17 protein-coding genes (1 of these 17 running past the window's edge) are annotated in these 20,970 nt (G+C 64.1%); 15 read left to right on the forward strand and 2 right to left on the reverse strand.

Annotated features, from left to right (window positions below; all coding sequences use genetic code 11):
• Together ACZ60G_RS18885 and ACZ60G_RS18890 are read left to right on the forward strand one after the other, a co-directional pair.
• Positions 1 to 4,747: the 3' end of a non-ribosomal peptide synthase/polyketide synthase gene (locus tag ACZ60G_RS18885; protein WP_465811342.1), read on the forward strand. It extends 20,405 nt beyond the left edge of the window; 4,747 of the gene's 25,152 nt are visible here — the last part of the coding sequence; the start codon falls outside the window, past its left edge; its stop codon occupies positions 4,745 to 4,747.
• Between the two features lie 26 nt (positions 4,748 to 4,773).
• Positions 4,774 to 4,992, forward strand: a complete 219-nt coding sequence (locus ACZ60G_RS18890) for an MbtH family protein (protein WP_465811343.1) — start codon at positions 4,774 to 4,776, stop codon at positions 4,990 to 4,992.
• 56 nt (positions 4,993 to 5,048) lie between these two features.
• Here the strand turns inward: ACZ60G_RS18890 and ACZ60G_RS18895 are convergent, their stop codons facing one another.
• Together ACZ60G_RS18895 and ACZ60G_RS18900 are read right to left on the reverse strand one after the other, a co-directional pair.
• Positions 5,049 to 6,389, reverse strand: a complete 1,341-nt coding sequence (locus ACZ60G_RS18895; protein WP_465811344.1) for a helix-turn-helix domain-containing protein — start codon at positions 6,387 to 6,389, stop codon at positions 5,049 to 5,051.
• 527 nt (positions 6,390 to 6,916) lie between these two features.
• Entirely contained in the window at positions 6,917 to 7,723 is an 807-nt protein-coding gene (locus ACZ60G_RS18900) for a carboxymuconolactone decarboxylase family protein (protein ID WP_465811345.1), read from the reverse strand.
• Positions 7,724 to 8,062: 339 nt separating this feature from the next.
• Here ACZ60G_RS18900 and ACZ60G_RS18905 point away from each other — a divergent pair, with 339 nt between their 5' ends.
• From ACZ60G_RS18905 to ACZ60G_RS18965, 13 genes are all read left to right on the forward strand, one after another.
• A complete protein-coding gene (locus ACZ60G_RS18905) occupies positions 8,063 to 9,805 on the forward strand; it encodes a hydroxysqualene dehydroxylase (RefSeq protein WP_465811346.1) in 1,743 nt (580 codons plus the stop codon).
• A gap of 204 nt (positions 9,806 to 10,009) precedes the next feature.
• Entirely contained in the window at positions 10,010 to 10,861 is an 852-nt protein-coding gene (locus ACZ60G_RS18910; protein WP_465811347.1) for a hypothetical protein, read from the forward strand.
• Between the two features lie 331 nt (positions 10,862 to 11,192).
• Positions 11,193 to 11,417 (forward strand): hypothetical protein, encoded by a 225-nt coding sequence (locus tag ACZ60G_RS18915; RefSeq protein ID WP_040695729.1) that lies wholly within the window; start codon positions 11,193 to 11,195, stop codon positions 11,415 to 11,417.
• Complete coding sequence (locus ACZ60G_RS18920) at positions 11,417 to 11,605, forward strand: hypothetical protein (RefSeq protein ID WP_397050698.1); 189 nt, start codon at positions 11,417 to 11,419, stop codon at positions 11,603 to 11,605. The genes ACZ60G_RS18915 and ACZ60G_RS18920 overlap by 1 nt, the downstream gene beginning before the upstream one ends.
• Positions 11,602 to 12,462, forward strand: coding sequence for an MlaE family ABC transporter permease (locus ACZ60G_RS18925; protein WP_465811348.1), 861 nt, complete (start codon positions 11,602 to 11,604; stop codon positions 12,460 to 12,462). Before ACZ60G_RS18920 ends, ACZ60G_RS18925 begins: the two co-directional genes overlap by 4 nt.
• A 1-nt stretch (position 12,463) precedes the next feature.
• Positions 12,464 to 13,327: an ABC transporter permease gene (locus ACZ60G_RS18930; RefSeq protein ID WP_465811349.1), complete on the forward strand. Its 864-nt coding sequence runs from the start codon at positions 12,464 to 12,466 to the stop codon at positions 13,325 to 13,327.
• A 6-nt stretch (positions 13,328 to 13,333) separates the two neighbouring features.
• Positions 13,334 to 14,725, forward strand: coding sequence for an MlaD family protein (locus ACZ60G_RS18935; protein ID WP_465811350.1), 1,392 nt, complete (start codon positions 13,334 to 13,336; stop codon positions 14,723 to 14,725).
• 4 nt (positions 14,726 to 14,729) lie between these two features.
• A complete protein-coding gene (locus ACZ60G_RS18940; RefSeq protein ID WP_465811351.1) occupies positions 14,730 to 15,752 on the forward strand; it encodes an MCE family protein in 1,023 nt (340 codons plus the stop codon).
• Positions 15,749 to 16,753, forward strand: coding sequence for an MCE family protein (locus ACZ60G_RS18945; protein WP_465811352.1), 1,005 nt, complete (start codon positions 15,749 to 15,751; stop codon positions 16,751 to 16,753). Before ACZ60G_RS18940 ends, ACZ60G_RS18945 begins: the two co-directional genes overlap by 4 nt.
• Positions 16,753 to 17,853, forward strand: coding sequence for an MCE family protein (locus ACZ60G_RS18950; RefSeq protein WP_465811353.1), 1,101 nt, complete (start codon positions 16,753 to 16,755; stop codon positions 17,851 to 17,853). The genes ACZ60G_RS18945 and ACZ60G_RS18950 overlap by 1 nt, the downstream gene beginning before the upstream one ends.
• Positions 17,850 to 18,929, forward strand: a complete 1,080-nt coding sequence (locus ACZ60G_RS18955; RefSeq protein ID WP_465811354.1) for an MCE family protein — start codon at positions 17,850 to 17,852, stop codon at positions 18,927 to 18,929. The genes ACZ60G_RS18950 and ACZ60G_RS18955 overlap by 4 nt, the downstream gene beginning before the upstream one ends.
• Positions 18,926 to 20,104 carry an MCE family protein gene (locus ACZ60G_RS18960; RefSeq protein WP_465811355.1) on the forward strand — a complete coding sequence of 393 codons (1,179 nt, stop codon included), beginning with the start codon at positions 18,926 to 18,928 and terminating at the stop codon, positions 20,102 to 20,104. Before ACZ60G_RS18955 ends, ACZ60G_RS18960 begins: the two co-directional genes overlap by 4 nt.
• A gap of 24 nt (positions 20,105 to 20,128) precedes the next feature.
• Positions 20,129 to 20,806, forward strand: a complete 678-nt coding sequence (locus ACZ60G_RS18965; protein ID WP_465811356.1) for a nuclear transport factor 2 family protein — start codon at positions 20,129 to 20,131, stop codon at positions 20,804 to 20,806.
• Positions 20,807 to 20,970 lie beyond the last annotated feature (164 nt).

The following is a 20,970-nucleotide window of genomic DNA, read 5'->3' on the forward strand; positions in this document are numbered from 1 at the left end:
GCAACCCGTCCCGGATGGGGTGACCGGCGAACTGTACTTGCGCGGGCCGGGTCTGGCTCGCGGATATCACGCGCGGCCGGGACTTACGGCGGAACGTTTTGTCGCCGATCCCTATGGTCCAGCGGGCGGGCGGCTGTACCGTACCGGTGATCTGGTGCGCTGGACCGCATCCGCCGCTATCCAGTACGTCGGACGTGCCGACCATCAGGTGAAGGTGCGCGGTCTGCGCATCGAACTCGGTGAGATCGACGCGGTGCTCTCGGCCCATGAGAGCGTCGAATTCGCGGTGACGATCGGGCACACCGACGCCGTAGGTTCGGTTTCGCTGGTCGCGTATGTGGTAGCCGACCGAGCGATCGACACCGCCGAGCTCACCGCTTTCGCCGCGCGCTCGCTGGCCGCCTATATGGTGCCCGCCGCCATCATGGTCCTCGACGATCTCCCGCTGACCCCGGTCGGCAAGCTGGACCGCAAGGCACTGCCCGCACCCGAGTTCCGTACCGCGACCTTCCGCGCACCGGAGACGGCCGCCGAGCGGATCGTGGCCGAGATCTTCGCCGAGGTACTCGGCCTGGCAGCGGTCGGCCTCGATGACGACTTCTTTGCCGTCGGCGGAAACTCCCTGACCGCAACACAATTGGCCGCACGACTGGGCGCTCGATCGGACACCTCGGTCGGCGTGCGACTTGTCTTCGAGAACCCGACCGTATCGGCCTTGGCCGCCGCTCTCGACACCGCTGCGACGTGTGCCCGTCCGGCACTGACCCGGCGCACCGACACCGATCCGATCCCGCTTTCGCTGGCACAGCAGCGCATGTGGTTCCTCAACCGCCTCGACCGCCAGTCCACCGCCTACAACATCCCACTGGCAGTGCGGCTCATCGGCGATCTCGACATCACAGCACTCGATGCCGCCATCACCGACGTGGTCGAACGCCACGAGGTGCTGCGCACCGTCTACCCGCAGCACGAAAGCGGCCCGGTACAGGTTGTTCTGCCGATGGCCGATGCGGGAGTGCCGGTGCTGGCCCCGATTCCGGTGCCCGTCGACGATCTGACGTCCGCGGTGGCGGATTTCGTCGGCGGCGGATTCGATGTCACCGACTCGGTTCCATTGCGCGCCAGGCTGTTCCGTCCGGTGGCAGGCTCGACAGCTCTCGGTGAGCACGTGCTGGTCGTGGTCGTACACCACATCGCCGCGGACGGCTCGTCACTCGCACCGCTGGCACGTGACGTGATGACCGCCTACGCCGCACGTAAGCACGGCATCCCGCCGGAGTGGATCCCACTACCGGTGCAATACGCGGATTTCAGCCGCTGGCAACGGGATCTGCTCGGCAGCGAGGACGATCCGGATTCGCTGATCTCCCAGCAACTCGGGTTCTGGACCCAAACCCTCACCGGACTGCCCGCACAACTCACCCTCCCCACCGATCGCCCCCGACCCGCCATCGTCTCCACCCGCGGCCGGCATGTCGATTTCACCATCGACGCCGACATGCAGGCGCGATTGGTGGATTTGGGCCGGAACACCGGGGCGACACTGTTCATGGTCCTGCACGCCGCCTTCGCGGTACTGCTGGCCCGCCTGTCCGGCAGCGCCGATATCGCCGTCGGTACTCCCGTCGCGGGCCGTGGTGCGGCCGAACTCGACGATGTGGTCGGCATGTTCGTCAATACGCTCGTGCTCCGTACCCAGGTGGACGCGGCTACCGGCTTCGCCGAACTCCTGGATCGGGTGCGCGCCGCGGATGTCGCCGCCTTCTCCAATGCCGACGTACCGTTCGAGCGGCTGGTCGAGGTGCTGAATCCGGAGCGCTCGACCGCGCGGCATCCGCTGTTCCAGGTCGGTTTCTCCTTCCACAACCAGGCCGAGGCGGAATTCGCACTGGACGGATCGACCGCCATCGCAGTCGATTTCGATTCCGAGGTATCGCAATTCGACCTGCATCTGGTCGTCACCGATCGCTACGGCCCGGATGGAAATGCGGCAGGCGTGGCCGCAGCGATCACCTATGCCACCGCACTGTTCGATGAAGCCACGGTCGCCGGTCTCGCCGGACGACTGCAGCGCCTGCTGGCCGCCATCTGCGCCGAACCGCAGTTGCCGGTCGGAGATCTGGCGCTACTGGACACCGCCGAACGCGACCGGATGCTGGTGTCCTGGAATCGGGCCGAACACGAATTCACCCCCGCCACCCTCATCGCCGCCTTCGAAAAACAGGTCGTCGAGACGCCCGATGCGGTAGCGATTGTCGATGACGCCGTAACGGTCACCTACGGCCAGTTCGCCTCGCGGGTGAACCGCCTCGCCCGCGCGCTGATCGGCCGCGGCATCGGCCCGGAATCGCTGGTGGCCCTGGCCATTCCGCGCAGTGTCGACCTGCTGGTCGCAATGTACGCGGTGGTGACCGCGGGCGGCGCGTATGTCCCGCTCGATCCGGCCCACCCGCTCGACCGGACCACGAGCGTACTCGCCGCCGCCGACCCGGCACTGGTGCTGACCTCGGCCGATCGGCCGATGCTGCCCGAGTCGGTGGCGGATCACGATGTGGTGCTGGATATCTCGGTTGCCGCCGGTGTACTCGACAGCAGTCCGATTCGTGCTGAGGAGCGGCCGTCCACGCTGACTCCCGCACACACCGCCTATGTCATCTTCACCTCGGGATCGACCGGAACCCCGAAGGGCGTCGCCGTCCCGCACGCTGCGGTTGCACACCAATTGACCTGGCTGCAAACGGAATACGCGCTCGAAGCCGACGACGCCACGTTGCTGATGACCTCGGCCGCCTTCGATCTCTCGGTCTGGGAGTTCTGGTGGGCCTTGCGCACCGGTGCCCGAGTAGTACTGGCACCACAAGGCGCACAACGTGATCCGGCGAGCGTACTGGATCTGATCCGACGCGCGTCGGTCACCACGGTGACGCTGGTGCCATCGCTGCTGGCCATGCTGGCCGAGGTCCGCGGCGATCAGCGACTGCCGAGATCGCTGCGGCGATTGCTCGTCATCGGCGAGGCATTGCCCGCCGCGACCGTCGACCGGATCGGCGCACGCACCGCCGCCAGGATCGATAACCTATACGGCCCCACCGAGGCAGCGGTCTCGGTGGCCCGGTTCCGCACCGGCGGCGGTATCCGCCAGACGGTCGTCCCGATCGGCACACCGGAATCCGGAAACCAGGTCTACGTACTCGACGACCGGCTGCATCCGGTGCCGACGGGTGTGACCGGTGAGCTGTACCTGGGCGGCGCGCAGCTGGCTCGCGGCTATCACGGCAGGCCCGACCTGAGCGCGGAACGGTTCGTGGCCAACCCATTCGGCGTACCCGGCACCCGGATGTATCGAACCGGCGATATGGTCCGCTGGGGTGCGGACGGCAACCTCGAATATGTGGAGCGCCGCGACTTCCAGGTGAAGGTACGCGGCTACCGCATCGAACTCGCCGAAATCGAGCACGCCCTGCGCTCACGTCCGACGGTCGCCGAGGCCGTCGCCATCGCCCATCGTGGTGACCTGCTGGTCGGGTATTTCACCGCCACCGAGCCGATCGACCCGAACGCGCTGAAATCCGCACTGACCGAAACCCTGCCGAGCTACCTGGTTCCGACCGTGCTGATCCAACTGAATGCCTTGCCGCTCAACGCCAACGGAAAAGTCGACCGGACCGCACTCCCCGAACCCGAGTTGGGCACCCGAGAATTCCGTGCTCCGGAAACCGAGTTGGAGCTGCTGGTCTGCACCGTCTTCGCCGAGTCGCTGGAGGTCGAGCGAATCGGCTTGGACGACAACTTCTTCGAACGTGGCGGCAATTCACTATTGGCTACCCGGCTGGCAGCCGAGCTGAGTACCGCACTCGCCGAACAGGTCCCGGTGGTATGGCTGTTCGCCGCGCCGACACCCGCGGATCTGATCACGCAACTGGAACTGCACCGCTGCGGCCGCGGCCGCGTCGACGAGCAAGCGGCCTTCGATGTCCTACTGCCGTTGCGCCCCGGAGGTTCTCGCGAACCGCTGTTCTGCATCCATCCCGTCGGCGGTGTCGCCTGGTCGTTCGCGGGTCTGGCCGCACATATCGATGCGGAACGCGGCATCTACGGCATCCAGTCCCCGGTACTGAATTCGGATGCGGCGCTGCCGGATTCCATCGAGAACTGGGCCGGTCACTACGTCCGCGAAATCCGCGCGGTACAACCCGAGGGCCCTTACCATCTGCTCGGCTGGTCGCTCGGCGGTGTACTCGCGCACGCCGTCGCGAACCAATTACAGGACCAAGGCCAACATGTCGCGCTGCTGGCCATGATGGACAGCCCGCTGCACATCACGGTGGACGAGACGGCCAGGGTGCCGGTGGCCGATCTGCTCGGCGGACTACTCGGCGAACAGGCCGACGACACCGATACCGAACTCGATCGCACCCGGCTCGCCCGGCGCATCGCCGAACTTCCGGAGCCGTTCGCATCCTTCGGAATCGACCGGCTCGGCCGACTCCTCGACGCGGGCACGCACTCACTGGAGCTCATCACCCGCTACCGCCCACGGCCCTACAAGGGCAATCTCGTCTACTTCACCGCCGCACTCGACGACCCCACCGGGGCCACCGGCGCGGCCGGCTGGTCCGACGCCGTCGACGGCACTGTGCACAACCACGCCGTCCAGGCCACGCACTGGCGCATGACCTCCGAATCCGCCCTCGCCCGCATCGGCCACGTCCTGACGAATGTCTTGGCGCACGCCGACCGGGCCTGAACTCTCCCACCAGGAAGGCCGACCAGATGACCAACCCATTCGACGACGATGACGCCCAGTTCTACGTCCTGACCAATGCCGAGGGGCAGCACTCCCTGTGGCCGATCTTCGCCGCCGTCCCCGGCGGTTGGACCATCGCCTACGGCGCGGCCGCGCGTCGCTCCTGCCTGAAGTACGTCGAATCCCACTGGCTGGATATGCGTCCCAATTCGCTGATCGCCGCGATGCAGCCCGAGGCCAACTGAATGGGTGGGGCGCGCCGGTCCGTAATCCCCCCTGCCGACCGGTGCGCCCTACTCCCTCAAGCCCGGGTGCGCGGAGTATCGACGACCATCCGGGCCTGCTCGCGCCAGTCGGCGACCGCGCGACCCTGGAACCCCGACAGCGCGGTATCGAATTGTTTGGCGCGTTTGGTGACGGTGAGGCCGACGTAGGTGTGGCCATTGGTGATCGCGCGGGTCGCCACCGCGCAGGCCTCGTCCACTTCACCCGAGGCCAGCAACGCGGTGGCGTGTTCGAACCGGACCAGTGCGGGTTCCATGGTCTCGCTCGGGTCGTAGAGCCCGATAGCTCGCTCGGATGCCAGGGCGGTCTGCTCGGTGCGGCCCAATCGCGAGTAGCCGATGGCTTGATAGAAGGCGAGCTTCTCCGGGCGGAAGGAAAAGATGCCGATCGAGAGTTGTTCCGCGGGAACATTTTCCAGCGCCTGCTCCGACCTCGAGATGCAGCGGGCGAAGCCGTCGAAATTGCCGAGGCTCGCGTGCGCGCGGGCCGCCATTCCCCACAACCAGGCCGCCGCCGGACCGTTGCCCGGATTTTCTTCGAGGCGCGGGCTGAGCAGGTTCAAAACTTCCTTCGGATTATCGCTATAGGTTGGTAAATACGACAATCCAGCCAGTGCGATGTCCTCGGAAAAGCGATCGCCGATGTCCTGGGCGGCGTGAATTGCGGTGGTGTACCACAATCGGGCCTGACCGAAATGGCCCTCATTGAACAGAATTTCGCCGACGACATTCGCCAGGCGACCCGCCGTACGGACCAGTCGGATTTGATGATGGGTCGCCTGCCGCTCCGCGAGACAGCCGCGGACCGCGCGGAATTGGTCGAGCGTGGCCTGCAGCAACTCGTGCGGCGGCACCTGCACGACGCGGGTGCCGAGGGCCTCGACGGATTGCTCGAGCAGGCCGAGCCGCCGTTCGCTCATCGAGCCCGCGTCCAGGGTGGCGAGCATCTTCTCCGGTTCGCTCGCGACCATATCGGCCGCCTGACCGGCCAGGCCCGCGCCGATGCAGGCCAATAGCAATCGCCTTCTCACGTCGTCATCCTCGACTTCCTTGTCGAGCCCGATGTCCCTACCGAGCTGTATCCGATCGAGCGCCGCGCTCGTGTCTTCGGTATCGCGGGCGGCAGTCGGGCCCGCGATCGCGCGCTCGAATCGCGCAGCGACGACCGAATCGGCCTCCGAGAGCACTCGATCGAGCAAACGCCTGCTTGCGGCATGCATCCGGGTTGTCCGGCCGTTCTCCCACAAGATCACGGTGCGCGGGGTGACGCCCACCAGGCGTGCGAACTCATAGCGACTTCGCTTCATCGCCACGCGAAGAGCGAGTACGTCTTCGCCGGTCCAGTCGACCTCAACCATAGGTCCCGCTCCCTCGTACCAGGCTGATTCAATCGGAAATTACTCGCATTTATCGCATTCGGCTCTGTTATGCACCGAATCGCAACGTGCACGCTGAAGCGGTACCCGGCACCGGGTTTGTACCCCAAACCCTTTCGGGGGTGCCGGCTCTCCGGAACCCGACGCACGGTCCCGACGCTGTTCCGATCCACAGTGTCGACGGCGGGTTCCGGTGGCGCTGCCGGTGCCGGGTGCACTTAACTCTTCGGCGGAGGTGAACAATGGACGTCTTGCATTCGGATATCCGGGAATTGTGGCTGGTGCAGAGCCGCGATTGCAATCAAGAGCCGGTGGGTCTCAGTGACGACCGGGCTCGTTTCATCCTCTCCGTTCATGCTGGACACGGTGCCCGCTGCCGCCAATATCTGGCCGCCTCCGCGCACTGCTTCCGGCGCACTGCCGAGAGGTAACCCGCGGCCCTGATGGGGGTTCCGGTGCGGCGCTTATCCGCAGAGAGCGCCGCACCGGGATGGGCCGAAAGGCCTTGGTCAGTCGCCCGAGCGCTCCGCGAAAACCGTGCGTGCCACTGTGATTCCGTTGAGTGCGGCCGGGAATCCGGCGTAACCCGCCATCTGCGTGATGATTTCGACGACCTCGGTCTCGGTGCCGCCGACATTCAGCAGGCCGTGAATGTGCACGCCCAGTTGCGGTGCCGCCGTGCCCAGCGCGGTGCACACGGCCACGGTGACCATCTCACGGGTCTTCAGATCGAGACCGGCACGCGAGTAGATATCGCCGAAGCTGTACTCGATGATGTAGCGCCCCAGATCCGGTGCGATATCACGCAGCGAGGCGATGACCTGTTCGCCTGCGTGCCCGTCGATCTCGGCGAGCTTGGCGCTCCCACGCTCGAACCGGTCACCGGTCGGTGCCGGTGCCGGTTCGGCCGGTGCGGGGAGATCGGTACGGGCGTCGAACACTTCGCGCGCCGCACCCAGTCCGTTCAGCGCGGCAGGGAACCCCGCATACACGCTGACATGGATCAGCGTCTCTACGATTTCCTCCCGCGTGCATCCCACATTCAGCGCCCCGTCGATGTGGAATCGCAACTGCGGCGCGGCATTTCCCATCGCAGCCAGCGCCGACACCGTCGCCAGCTGCCGCTGCCGCAACGTCAACCCCGGCCGCGAGAGAATGTCGCCATACCCGAACTCGACGGTCAGCCGCCCCAGGTCCGGCGCGATATCGGCCAGACTGTCCAATACCGCGGGCCGTTCCTGCCCGCCGATCTTCTGCAGCAGCGCCAACCCGCGCTCGAACCGATCATTGCTGGTAGAGGTCTCTGTCTTAGCCATGTCTCGACTCTAAAAGTTGGAGCACACTCCAACGCAAGCCCTGGATTCGCCGCATCGAAATCAGGTGAATCTTGGGGGGCGGATCTACACGCGGGCCTACGCACCTGTGGAGAATCAGTAGAAACATCATGGGGCGCTGCAACTGTCGTGGGGAGATGATCTTGGAATACTATGCACCATTTTCTGTCTTCCACCACATCGCCGAAATTGCCCACCTGTGTGAAGAATTATGAGTAACATCGTGCGACATCGCAGGCGCCTGTGCGCGGCCACATGGACGTGGCAGGCCGGATGGTCGGGAGATTCAGCATGCGAACCAAGCAGTCGCGACGAACATTCATGAGGAACGCCGCCGTGGCCGGTGGTGTCGCCGCCGCCATGACATTGGCGCCCACCGGCGGTCGGGCGAGCGCCCAGCCGGGCCGGTCCGTGGCGATCTTCGGTGCGGGTCCGGCGGGTCTGACCGCCGCGCACGAACTAGCCGAACGCGGTTTCGCGGTCACGGTGTACGAGAAGCTCGGTGCTTTCGGCGGCAAGACCCGCAGCATCTACGCCGACGACCTACCCGGCGAACACGGATTCCGCAGCTTCTTCGGCTTCTATCACAATCTGCCCGATACGCTGCGCCGAATCCCCTTCCCCGGCAATGCGAACGGCGTGTGGGACAACCTGGTCCGACTCGATGCGGCCATGATCGCGGGCATGGACCGGCGCAATCTCACCGTCCCCCTGCCGTTCCCGCTGCCGTTCTCGCAATTCCCGATGACTCCCAAGGGATTCATCGACTCCGTCGCATCGGTCTTCGAATCGCTGTTCCGGCTGCCGCTGCACGAAGCCGTCTTCGCCGCGGAGCGCTTGGCCGTCTACGTCTCCAGCAGCACCGAGCGCAAGTTGGGGCAGTGGGAGCGGATGACCTGGACCGATTTCGCGCGCCTGGACAACTCGTCCCCGGAATACAACCGTTTCCTCGGCGACGGCTTCATCCGCGAGCTCGTCGCCACCAAATCCCGTAACTGCAGCGCACATTCGATCGGGCTGGTCGGTGAGGAGTACGTGTGGTCGGTGTTGAACCTGAACAACGACAGCGACGGCAAGGGCAACGACCGCGTGCTCAACGGCCCGACCAGCGAGGTGTGGATCAATCCGTGGATCGACTATCTGCGCTCGATCGGCGTGACTTTCGAACTCGGCCAGCGCCTTTCGGGTTTCGACAGCGATGGCTCGCACCTCACCTCGGCGACCGTGACCGACCAGGGCGGTGTGCGCCATCGGGTGGAAGCCGACTACTACCTCTCCGCAATCCCGCTCGACAAGTTCCCCGACGTACTCACCGACGATATGGCGGCGGCCGATCCGAATCTCGAGCGCATCCGGAACCTGCAGGCCGCCTGGATGGTCGGCATCCAGTTCTTCCTGCGTAAACGTGTCGATCTGGCCAACGGGCACGTCGGCTACAACGATGCGCCCTGGGGCTTGACCTCGATCAGCGAGGCCCAGTTCTGGCGACGTCCAGTGACCACCTACGGCGACGGCAGTGTCCAGGATGTGTTGTCCGCCATCATTTCCGAATGGGAGGAGCCGGGCACCTTCAACCGCAAGACCGCCAAGCAGTGCACCCCCGAGGAGATCGCCCGCGAAACCTGGGCGCAGATCAAGGCGCACATCAATGACGACGGCGAAATCCAGCTCGCCGACGATATGTTGCACTCCTGGATGATCGACCCGGCCCTCACCGACGCCGGCACGGCCGAAATCGCCTACGACGACTCCATTTTCATCCAAAATCCGGGCTCATGGTCCGACCGCCCCGACGCCGCTACCGCGATCGATAACCTCTTCCTCGCAGGCGACTGGATCAAGACCGGCATGAACGTCGCCTGTATGGAGGGCGCGAACGAAGGCGGCCGCCTCGCCGCCAATGCCATCCTGCACGCCTCCGGCTCGCCGGCCGGACCGGCCACCGTCACCCCCCGCTTCACCATGCCCCTCTGGGAACCACTCAAACTCCTCGACCGCGAACTCTACCGAGCATCCCAACCCAACATGTTCGACATCATCGACCGTCGCTACCCGATCCGGTAGCCGGATCCGCCGAGCGCAGTCAAATGGTGGCCCCATGGCTGCATTCGAACCGCCATTTGACTACCGTCGAAAACTATCCACAGGGGGCAGGTTGTCCACAGGGCTGGCAAAGGTGCTGGTTCGGGCGGGGGAGCCATGGACCGGCTGGTCAATGCTTGGTGGATGCGGTCAGGGGTGGAGGTCTTTCGGGGTAGGCAGTTCGGCGTGTTCACTGTGCGACAGGCCTGCTCGGAGTACACGCGCGCCGAAATCCGCGCTCGACTGGAGCGCGGCGAGTGGGTGCGCGTCTTCCAGGGCGTGTACCGCGAGGCCGTCACCCCGCCGTCGGCGGCGCTGCGGGTGGAGGCGGCTCGGCTTTCGATGGGCTTGACCTTCATCGCGGCCTCGTATCACACCGCTGCGGAACTGCACGGGTTTTCGGTGCTCGATGATCAGCCTACGCACGTGCTCGGCATACAAGAGTCGCGGTCACGGCAGTTGATCGTGCACCGTGACCGGGCTGACCCTGCCCTGTTGGTGTCTATCGAAGGCACGATGACCACGAACGCAGCTCGGACGGCGGTCGATCTGGCTCGGACTTTGCGGCGGCTGGATGCCTTGGCGACCCTGGATACGGCACTGCGTCATGGACTTTCGCGGACCGAACTCGCGAATGAGATCGGAAAGCACGCAGGCAGGCGCGGCTGCAGGCATGCAGCCGAATTGATCGAGCTGGCCGATTGCCGAGCCGAATCCCCGATGGAGTCGCGCACCCGACTGCGGTGCATCGACGCGGGCCTGCCGCATCCCGAGCCGCAGGTGGAGGTGTGGACCCGGGACGGCGTACGCCGCCTGGACCTGGGTTGGCGGCCGTGGCGCATTGGCCTCGAATATGACAGCGCTACTTGGCATTCCGGCGAAGAGGCGGCACTGCGTGACAACCCCCGCCACAACTGGCTGACCACCGACGGCTGGACCATCTACTACGCCGCCGCCCCCGACGTCTACCACCACCCCACCCACTTCACCGAACCCATCCGTCACGCAATCCGCCGGGCCGCTGTTCGCCGAACGTAGTCAAATGGCGGCCTAGGCCAGCAATGTGCGCCGCCATTTGACTACCGTCGGCGCCCCCACGTGTAGGCGCGCATACCAAGGGTTGAGGAGTATGTTACTGAAGATTCTATGGTATATCAGCCATATGTAGCGCGCTGTACAGCGTGCTAAGCGGAAATCTTTGCCCTAAGTGTTGCAAAGTTCTTCCGCAACCAACGGAATCATGCGTAACATACGCACCCATACCCGACCGATCGCAGCGTGATCGGCCGCACTCGCGCCGCAGCGATGCCTCGCCCCCGGCGGGTGTCCGGCTGTGCCGCTCAGGCGGCGGGGGAAAGGACACAGGCGCATGCTCAAGAAGCTGGATCGAATATTCAGCTACGAGATGAAGGTCTCCGAATTCCTCGGCACCATCATCATTCTCGCCATTCCATACGGGCTCGTCGGCCTCATCTGGACGCTGACCCACACCAGTCATCTGCACCGCATGCACGGCATCGACGTGGTCATATCCTTCCTCGGCTCGATCGTGTGCTGGCCGGTGCTCACCTTCTCGAATGTGTGCATGACCTGATGATGATCTTGGTTTGGCTCATCGACATCTTGGTGATCGGCGTCAAGATCCTCGGGGGCCGTATGAAAGTCAATCCGGTGCTGCGGTTCGGGCTCTGGCTTGCCGTGCTCAGCACCGCCGTCGCCGGTATCGCCGTGGTCGGCTATCTCCTCGTCCTGCTGCAGCATCAACTCGGCGAGTCGGCATGAGTACTCGACTCTCCGAAAGACCGACTGAGCCAACAGATCTGGAACGGGCCGTCGAAGATCTGAAGGGCCTGTGGCAACGGCATCCGCAGCGGTCGCTGGAGACCTTGGGGCGCCAGGTTCGGCTCATGCGCGATGCCTTCATCGAGATGCTGCGCGCGATGTTCGTGCGCCGCTTCCCATTCCACGAGTTCATCAAGCAGTGCGCGTTCATGGCGAGCGTTTCCGCCGCACCGACCGTATTCGTCGCGATCCCGGTGGCCGTTGTCGTGTCGATCCAGGTCGGCGCGCTGGTGAATCAGGTTGGTGCGACGACCTTTATCGGCGCGGTCAGCGGTCTCGGCATCGTTCGGCAGGGTGCGCCGCTGGTCACTTCGCTGATGATCGCGGGCGCGGTCGGTTCGGCCATCTGTGCCGATCTCGGCTCCCGCACCATTCGCGAGGAGATCGACGCGATGATGGTGATGGGCGTCGATCCGGTGCGCAGACTGGTCGCGCCGCGACTGCTGGCCGCGATACTGGTCAGCATCCTGCTGTGCGGATTCGTGGTGTTCGTCGGCTTCGCCACCGGCTATATGTTCAACGTGTACGCCCAGGGCGGTACGGCAGGCTCGTTCATCAGCACTTTCGCCTCCTTCGCGGTGGCGAACGATCTGGTGATCGCCCTGGTCAAGGCGGCCATCTTCGGTGCGCTGACCGCGATCATCGCCTGCGATATCGGACTGCACACCAAGGGCGGTCCGGGTGGGGTCGCCAACTCGGTGAACGCCGCGGTGGTCAATTCGGCGCTGATGCTGTTCGCGACGAACATCATCATCACCCAGATCTACAACACGCTCTTCCCGGCGAAGGTGATCTGAGATGGGCACCCGATACACCCCGCCCGCGCTGAAGCCGTTTCGCGCGGTCGGCGCGGTCACCAGCTTGCCGGTCCAGGCCAACCGACGGCTCGGCCACCAGGCGATCACCTTCTGCCAAGCGGTGGCGGCAATTCCTTTCGTGCTCAGGCACTATCGCAAGGAAGTGCTACGGCTGACCGCCGATGTCGGCTGGGGCAACGGTTCGCTCATTGTCGGCGGCGGCACGGTCGGTGTGGTCATCATCCTGTGTGGATTCGGCGGGATCACCGTCGGCATGGAGTCCTACACCGCGCTGAATCTGCTCACCATGAATCCGCTGACCGGCGCGATCTCCGGTTTCGCGACGACGCGCGAAATCGGACCGATCCTGGCGACTTTGGCCTTCGCCATCCAGGCGGGCTGCCGATTCACCGCGCAATTGGGTGCGATGCGGATCTCCGAGGAGATCGATGCGCTGGAATCCATTGCCATCCGGCCACTTCCGTATCTGGTGACCACGCGGATGATCGCCGCGACATTGACCATCGTCCCGCTCTATAGCGTCGGTCTCGCCGTTGCGTATCTGATGACGAAGCTGTCCGTGCTGTTCCTCGGCGGCACCTCCGCCGGGACCTACGACCACTACTTCTTCCAGTTCCTCAACGGTATCGATGTCTTGTTCTCGGTCGTCAAAGTCGTGGTGTTCGTACTCATTTCGACCTTCATCCAGTGCTACTACGGCTACATCGCCACCGGTGGTCCGGAAGGCGTCGGCCATGCGGCCGGCCGCGCGATCAAGATGGTGATTGTCGTCATGGTGTTCGTGAATCTGTTTCTGACCCTTGCGATCTGGGGCATCGACCCCGGATTCCGGATTTCGGGGTAGGTGGCGATGCTGCTCGATCCAAGTGGGCGCGGACCCACCGCACGGCAACTCACGCTCGCTGGAATAGCCATGACCACGGCGGCCGCATTGCTGCTGTACCTGCTCGGCCTGCGCTATACCGGCTATTTCCAGGACAAGATCTCGGTTGTCGCGGTGCTCACCAGTTCCGGTGACGGGCTGCCGACGCATGCGGATGTGAAGTTCCGCGGCATGGTCGTCGGTACCGTGGCCGGTGTCGATGTCGTCGCCAAGGGTGAACGTCAGGATGCGGCCCTGGATCTGAAACCGGCTGTGGCGAGCCTTATTCCGGCGAATGTCACAGCCCGGGTGATCCCCAACAATATCTTCGGCGTGACCGCCATCGAACTCGTCGACAACGGGCGCGCCAGCGAAACCCTGCGGGCGGGGGCCCGGATTCCCGAGGACACCAGCGAAGGCACCGTGCAGTTGCAGACCACGCTCAGCGTGCTGCGCGATGTGCTCGATCATATCCAGCCGGAGAAGCTGGGCCGGGTGCTCGCGACACTCGCCGACGCACTCGATCCCACCGCGCGCGTGCCGGGTTCCACCATCGAACGTCTCGATACCTGGCTCACCCAGGTACACGCGACTCCCGGCATCGGCGATCTGCTCGGCAACCTCGGCCGGGCCGCGACGGCGCTGAGCGTTTCGGCGCCGGAGTTGGTCGGCGTGCTGTCGGATTCGGTGACCACCGCACGCACGCTCACCGAGCGGCGCGACAACCTCGTCGCGCTACTGACCAATGCCGGCGGCGCGGTCGACTCGCTCAATTCACTTTTCGCACGTAATCCGGACGCCGGGAAGGACTTGGTCGTCGGACTCGACGGCCTGTTCGGCGGTCTGGCCAGGGATCCGCAGGCCATCCCGGATACCGCCGCCAACTTCAATGCCGCGCTGCAACGAGTGCGCACGACCTTCGGATTCGGACCGAGCCGGCAGATGGTGTGGAAGATGGATGTCAGCTTCACACCGTTCCAGCAGTACACGGCCAAGGACTGTCCGCACTACGGCACCATGGCCGGTCCGCGGTGTGGGGGCACTACGGTGCCGGATGTCGCACCACCGCAGGAGTTTCCGCCGCAGCTGATGCCGCAGCGGTTGGCCGCCGCGGGACCGACGCCCATTGCTCCGGCACAGGGGCTACCGAGTATTCCCGGACTGCCGAGTATTCCGGGGCTGCCGATGATTCCGGGTATCACCGCGCCAGCCGCTGCCACGGATCAACCCGACCAGCCGAATTCGGATCTGCGCGGACTCGATGCCGCGGCGGCGATCGTCGGTGGTCGGCCGACCACCGCGCAGTACCTGCTCTTGGCTCCGGTACTGGCCGGTGGTTCGGTGACCGTGTACGACACCGCACCGGATGAAGGGCGGTGAGTACATGAAATCAGGGAAGGCACTGGCCGGATTCAGTCTGTTCGCCGTGGTCGCGGTGCTGTTGACGTACACGATCTGGTCGACGCTGCAACGTTCGGTGACCGGCGATACCGACTCGTACTCGGCCACTTTCACCGACGTGCTCGGACTGCGCGTCGGCGATGACATCCGGATGGCGGGTGTGCGGGTCGGACGGGTCGACGCCATCGATTTCGACGGCGACTACAAGGCGCGCGTGGACTTCCGTATCCAGAACAATCAGCGGCTGACCACGACGACGAAAGCCCTGGTGCGGTACCAGAATCTGATCGGCCAACGCTATATCGCGCTGGTTCCGGGCAAGGACGAGGGCGCGGTGCTGACCGCCGGATCCGCGATTCCGGTCGAGCGCACCGAACCGTCATTCGATGTGTCATCGCTGCTGTCGGGTTTCGAACCGCTGTTCAGTGTGCTGCAACCTGATCAGGTCAATTCGCTGTCGGAGACCTTGATCCAGGCCCTGCAAGGCAACAACGTCTCGCTCAGTGCGCTGATTACCCAGGCTGCCGAACTCGCGGGCACCTTCGGTCAGCGCGACAAGATTCTCGGCGATGTCATCGGCAATCTCAGCAGTGTGATCGCGGGCCTGGCCAATCGCAGCGGCGAATTGGAAACCCTGATCACGCAGGCGCGTTCGCTGGTGGAATCTCTTTACGCACAGGGTGAATCGCTGAAGTCTTCGGTTGATACGGTCGCAAAGTCCACGGATTCGCTGGCGACCCTGATCGGTCAGGTGAAGCCGAATCTGGCTCGGGCACAGAACGATGCGACCAGCGGTGTCGCCCTACTGACCCTCAATGGTGCGTCCTTGGATCAGGCGGCGGTAGAGCTGCCGACCGTCCTCAATGGTCTCGCCCGGTTCACCAGCTACGGCGCATATGCCAACGCCTACATCTGCTCGCTGGACGTCTCGCTGTGGGGCGTGCTGCTGCCACCCGGGTTGTTCTCGCAGGTGGGCGGCAATTCTCATTCGGAGGTCTGCCGATGACGGCATCAGTGGGTCGGGTGCGCAATCGCTTGTTGTGGCTGGGACTGCTCGCGGCGGGTTCGGTCGTCGTGCTGCTGGTCGGCTCGAGTGCGTTATCGCAGGCGCATCTCGGCGATAAGACGATTCGTGCCGAATTCGCGCAAGCGGCGGGTCTGCGATCGGGAGCATCGGTGGATGTCTCCGGCATCGAGGTCGGCTCGGTGAGTGCCGTGCGACTCGACGGTGCGAAGGTCGTCGTGGATCTGAAGGTGCGCAAGGATCTTCGACTCGGTCCGGATGCCTCGGCCGCCATCAAGATGACGACCATCCTCGGCAAGCTGCACGTCGAGTTGGTGCCGGGCAATGGAAAAGGACTGCCGGACAACCGAATTCCGCTGCAGCAGACCTCGGTGCCCTACAACCTCGGCAAGGTCATCCGGGATCCGAACTACAAATCGTCCTTCGAGCGCATCGAACGCCTGGATCCGGCGAAACTGCGGCAGTCACTGGATGTGCTCAGCCAGCAGATGGGCGACTCTCCGCAGCTCACCGTCGAGGCGCTGAACAGCATCGGCGCGCTGGCCAAGGTGATCAATGATCGCCGCGACGAGGTGGACACACTGCTGAAGAGCATGGATCAGGTGGCCGAGCTGGCCTCCGACAACCGCAATAGCGTGCTGCTGCTTCTGACCCGCGGCGAGGCCATCGGAAATGCCGTCGCACTGCGGCAGAACCTGCTGAAACAATTGCTCGACAATGTCGCGAGCCTGTCGCGGCTGCTGCAGGACATGGGCCTGGAGAACCAGAATCAGCTCGGTCCGCTGATCCAGAGTCTGAACACCATGTCCGAGGGCTTGGAAAAGAACCGGGACAACCTCGATTCGCTCTACGAGATCATGCCGGTCGCACTGCGGCAGTTCAACAATGCCCTCGGCAATGGCCCGTACGGCGATGTGTGGGCGCCATGGGTATTCCCGGACAACTGGCTGTGCTTCGCCCAAGCCGTACAGGGGTGCAATTGATGAAGATGGGTACCTTGCTGAAATCGATGGTGCTCGGCCTCGCTGTAACGGCGGCGACCGGTTGTTCGCTCCTACCCGACAGCCTCACCGCACTGCCCGATCACTATCTCGGCGAACATCTGCAGATCAGTGCCGATTTCGAGAATGTCGCCGGTCTATACGCGGGCAATGACGTTGCGGTGCTCGGTGTTCCGGTCGGCCGGGTCGATACCGTGACACCCAAGGGCAGTTACGTCGAAGTCACCATGTCCATCGATAAGGGCGTGCGCATTCCGGCCGACGCCATGGCGGCGCTGGTCTCACCACAGCTGATCACCAATCGGCATGTGGAACTCGCCCCGGCATACGAAGGCAATGGTCCGGTGCTGACCGACGGACAGCACATCCCGCTCGCCCGGACCCGTACCCCGGTCGAACTCGACCGCATTCTCGAAACCTTCGATCAACTCGGCGCGGCCTTGAAGGGCGACAACGAAACCGGCCCGATGGCGAGCCGGGTGTTGTTCCCGCTGTTGAACGGCAATGGCGACAAGCTGCGCGAAACGCTGGACGATCTGTCGTCGGCATTCGAGGTCACTCTCGCCAATGGCGATCAGATCTCCAATACCATCGTCAAACTCAATGAGATCACCCAGATCATCGCCCAGAACGACCAGACGGTAAGGGATTTCAGCGGGCGGCTCACCGAACTCGTGCAACTGATGGGGGAGCAGGCGCCGGGTTTGCAGGCGGTGATCACCCAGCTCAACGACTTCATCACCAATACCTCGACCGTGGTCGGCCAGAACCGCGAACAACTGCTCGGTGCGCTCACCCGATTCACGACATTGACCGCGCAGATGCGGGCCAATGCCCGCGGGCTCACCGAAATCACCGATGTGACACCGCTTTTCTTCGAAAACTTCTCGAATGCCGTGAGCCGCGAGAACCGGGCACTGCGCCTACACGGTCTGCTGGACAAAGCGGTGCTGGACGGCGAGGCGCTTTCGCTGTTCTGCGAGCGTATCCAGCTGCGCCTCGACGGCTGCCGCACCGGGAAGATCCAGGACTTCGGCCCCGACTTCGGGTTGACCGCCGCACTGCTCGGGGTCACCAAATGAGGGCGGCGCGTTCGGCGTTCGTCGCGGCCATCGTTGTTGTCGCCTCGGCGGGGTGTGCCGTGACAGTCGACAATGTGCCGCTGCCCAAGCCGGGCATCGGCGGACCGGGTTATGAGTTGCACGCCGTTTTCAAGGACGCACTCAACCTGCCCGCGAATGCACACGTGAAGATAGGCGGCACCGAAATCGGCATGGTCTCCAAGATCAGCACCACGAACTTTCTCGCCGATGTGGAAATGCAGATTCGGCAAGATATTCAGCTGCCCCGCGGCACCACCGCCGAACTGCGCCAGGCCACTCCGCTCGGTGACATGTTCGTCGCCATGACCCTGCCCGCCAAGCAGGAGAGCGCCGAAATGCTGCGTCCCGGCGACACCATCGCCCCCGACCACACCGGTACCGGCGCATCGGTCGAACAGTTGATGATGTCGATCTCCATGCTGCTCAACGGCGGTGGGCTCAATCAGGTGGCCCGGATAACCACCGAGATGAATTCGATGTTCGCCGGGCGCGCACCACAGCTGGCACATCTGATCACCGAAATGATCGATGTGCTCGCGGCACTCAACGCACGCACCGCCGACGTCGACAGCCTGCTCTCCGGACTGAATGTGCTCACTGGCGAACTGGCAAGACGCAAGGCGGAATTGGGTGCGGCTGCCGATACTTTCCCACCGTTGATCGGACTGGTCGCCGAAAATAACAGGAGTATTGCCGAACTCGTCGCCAAGGTCTCGGTCACCATGTCCGCGCTCGGCGATTTCACCGACACCACCGGCCCGGAGTTCCTGAGCCTGTTCGACAGTATCCAGCGGCTGATGTCCGGGTTCACCCAGATGGGCGACAATCTGGCGGGGACGCTGGACGGGCTGCACGCCATCTATCCCAACGTCATGGCCAGCTATGACGGACCGGTGCTCGCGGTCGCCGCCACGGTTTCTTATCTCGATATCGGTGCGCTCACCGATCCGGGGGGTAGCCGCTGGCCGGAAATCGGCGATGTACCGGCATTCATCGGCAGTCTGGCCGAGGTGATCCAGAAGGTCATCGGGCGGTTGCAGGGCGGTGGGCGATGAATATTCCACTGTGGCACTGGCTGGTTCGACATCGGATCGCGGTGGCGAATATCGGTCTGATCGTCGTGCTGATTCTCGGCATGTCTTATCTCGGTGCGGCTGTGCTGCGGATCAATCCACTGCCGAGCACCTACCGGGTCCGGGTCGAGCTGAAGAGTTCCGGCGGACTCGCGCCGAACAATGACGTCACGTTCCGTGGCAGCCGGGTCGGCAAGGTACTCGACGTTCGGGTATCCGGTGACGGCGTTGCCGCCATCGCCGAAATCAATGACACCGCGAGGATTCCGATGGGTGGCACCGTGGCCGTCGGCAGGCTCTCGGCGGCGGGGGAGCAGTACCTGGACTTCCGCCCCGACTCCGACAGTGGACCGTATCTGTCCGACGGCTCGATCGTCGATCGCTCGGCCACGAGCACACCGGTGACGGTGCAGTCGGTGCTGACGAATATGAGCGGGCTGATCGGCGGTATGAATCCGGCCCGACTCAATGTGATCATCGATGAACTCGACAGGGCACTGGCCGGTGGTCCGGATCGGTTGCGCAATATGGTCGCCGGAATCAGCCGGGCCATGGCAGGCCTGAACGATCTGCTACCGCAAACCCAGCGACTCATCGAGAACCTGCAGGTGATCGCCGTAACCACCACCCACGCCCAACCTGATCTGACCACGCTGACCACCGGCTCGAGCGCACTGTTCCAGCAGTTGACCGCGGCCGATCAGGAAGTGCGCAAATTCCTCGAACTCGGGCCCGGCCAATTGGCCACCCTCGGCGGCATCGTGCACGACACGCAGGACCCGATGACCAATCTGATCACCAACTTCGTCGCCATCACCAAGGCCGCCAAGTTGCGCCAACCCGCCATCGAAGCGCTGTTCCCGGCGCTGCGCGCGGGTTCCGAGGCGATCGGAATTCCGGCACACGACAACGCCTTCAACACCATGGTCGATCCGTGGCCGCGTCCGACCTGTGACTACGACACGATCCCGGTGGTGCCGACCGACAGGACCGTCGATACCAGGGTGCGGCTCTACAACTACTGCATCACCACCAATCCCGCACTGCAGGTGCGTGGTTCGGCGAATGCGCCACGTCCGAATGTGCCGGACAACGGTTCCGGCCCGCCGCCCGGTGTCACCGGAAATGAACTCTCCCGCCCCGCACCCGGCAGATAGGAACGAGAAGCTATGAGCGAGCGAATGATCGACACAGCCGACAACGAGATCGACAATGCGCAGGCCGATGTGCCGGAGGTCACTGTCTCGCCAGGCAAGGATATCGACGTGGATGCGGCGTCGAGTGCCGACGCCACACCAGATGCGAGTTCGCAAATGCCTGCGGCCAAACGATTCGCGTTCCTGCGCACACCGAATAAGCGGACCGCGATCGCCTACCGCGCCGCCGCCGCACTTCTGCTCGCCGCCGCAGTAGCCTCCACGGTCTTCTTCTATCTCCAGAACAAGGACAACAAGGCCATAGTCACCGCCCACGAGGACGCCCGTCTCGCCGCCTGCCAATACGCACCAGTACTCGCCGACTACGACGCCAAAAATCTCGACAAATACTTCGCCGCAGTTCTCGACGGCGCCACCGGTGACTGGAAGAAGCAATTCGACAGCACCAGCAAGGAACTGCGCGACGTCCTTACTCAGGGCGAAGTGGTCTCCAAGGTCAACGACGTCCAGTGCGCGATCAAATCCGGCGACACCACCTCCGCCGAAGCAATCGTCGTCATAGGCCAAACCATCACCAGCATGGGCACCCAGGGCAAACCCGCCCCCGGTCAGCTATCCATGGTGATGCGCCTGGAAAAGGTGGACGGCCGCTGGCTGGTCAACAAGGTGAACTCCCCCCTCGCCACCCCGCCCCGGTCCTAGTCGACACCCCCATATCCGATGAGGTCGATCTGTTCCGCTGCACCAAGCAGAAGGGAGTGCCATTTTTCGACATATTGCGGTCCCTCTGCGGTATGTCGCTGTAAGTTTGCCAACGATTGCGCTCGAATTCAGCCTGGTTAGTCGATGGATGCCCCGCACAACTC

Source organism: Nocardia sp. NPDC102475 (genome assembly GCF_055584605.1).

Excerpts from the sequence above, each read along its gene's own strand:
- ACZ60G_RS18890 (WP_465811343.1), top strand. The coding sequence starts at position 4,774 with ATGACCAACCCATTCGACGACGATGACGCCCAGTTCTACGTCCTGACC.
- ACZ60G_RS18895 (WP_465811344.1), bottom strand. The coding sequence starts at position 6,389 with ATGGTTGAGGTCGACTGGACCGGCGAAGACGTACTCGCTCTTCGCGTG.
- ACZ60G_RS18900 (WP_465811345.1), bottom strand. The coding sequence starts at position 7,723 with ATGGCTAAGACAGAGACCTCTACCAGCAATGATCGGTTCGAGCGCGGG.
- ACZ60G_RS18905 (WP_465811346.1), top strand. The coding sequence starts at position 8,063 with ATGAGGAACGCCGCCGTGGCCGGTGGTGTCGCCGCCGCCATGACATTG.
- ACZ60G_RS18915 (WP_040695729.1), top strand. The coding sequence starts at position 11,193 with ATGCTCAAGAAGCTGGATCGAATATTCAGCTACGAGATGAAGGTCTCC.
- ACZ60G_RS18920 (WP_397050698.1), top strand. The coding sequence starts at position 11,417 with ATGATGATCTTGGTTTGGCTCATCGACATCTTGGTGATCGGCGTCAAG.
- ACZ60G_RS18925 (WP_465811348.1), top strand. The coding sequence starts at position 11,602 with ATGAGTACTCGACTCTCCGAAAGACCGACTGAGCCAACAGATCTGGAA.
- ACZ60G_RS18930 (WP_465811349.1), top strand. The coding sequence starts at position 12,464 with ATGGGCACCCGATACACCCCGCCCGCGCTGAAGCCGTTTCGCGCGGTC.
- ACZ60G_RS18935 (WP_465811350.1), top strand. The coding sequence starts at position 13,334 with ATGCTGCTCGATCCAAGTGGGCGCGGACCCACCGCACGGCAACTCACG.
- ACZ60G_RS18940 (WP_465811351.1), top strand. The coding sequence starts at position 14,730 with ATGAAATCAGGGAAGGCACTGGCCGGATTCAGTCTGTTCGCCGTGGTC.
- ACZ60G_RS18945 (WP_465811352.1), top strand. The coding sequence starts at position 15,749 with ATGACGGCATCAGTGGGTCGGGTGCGCAATCGCTTGTTGTGGCTGGGA.
- ACZ60G_RS18950 (WP_465811353.1), top strand. The coding sequence starts at position 16,753 with ATGAAGATGGGTACCTTGCTGAAATCGATGGTGCTCGGCCTCGCTGTA.
- ACZ60G_RS18955 (WP_465811354.1), top strand. The coding sequence starts at position 17,850 with ATGAGGGCGGCGCGTTCGGCGTTCGTCGCGGCCATCGTTGTTGTCGCC.
- ACZ60G_RS18960 (WP_465811355.1), top strand. The coding sequence starts at position 18,926 with ATGAATATTCCACTGTGGCACTGGCTGGTTCGACATCGGATCGCGGTG.
- ACZ60G_RS18965 (WP_465811356.1), top strand. The coding sequence starts at position 20,129 with ATGATCGACACAGCCGACAACGAGATCGACAATGCGCAGGCCGATGTG.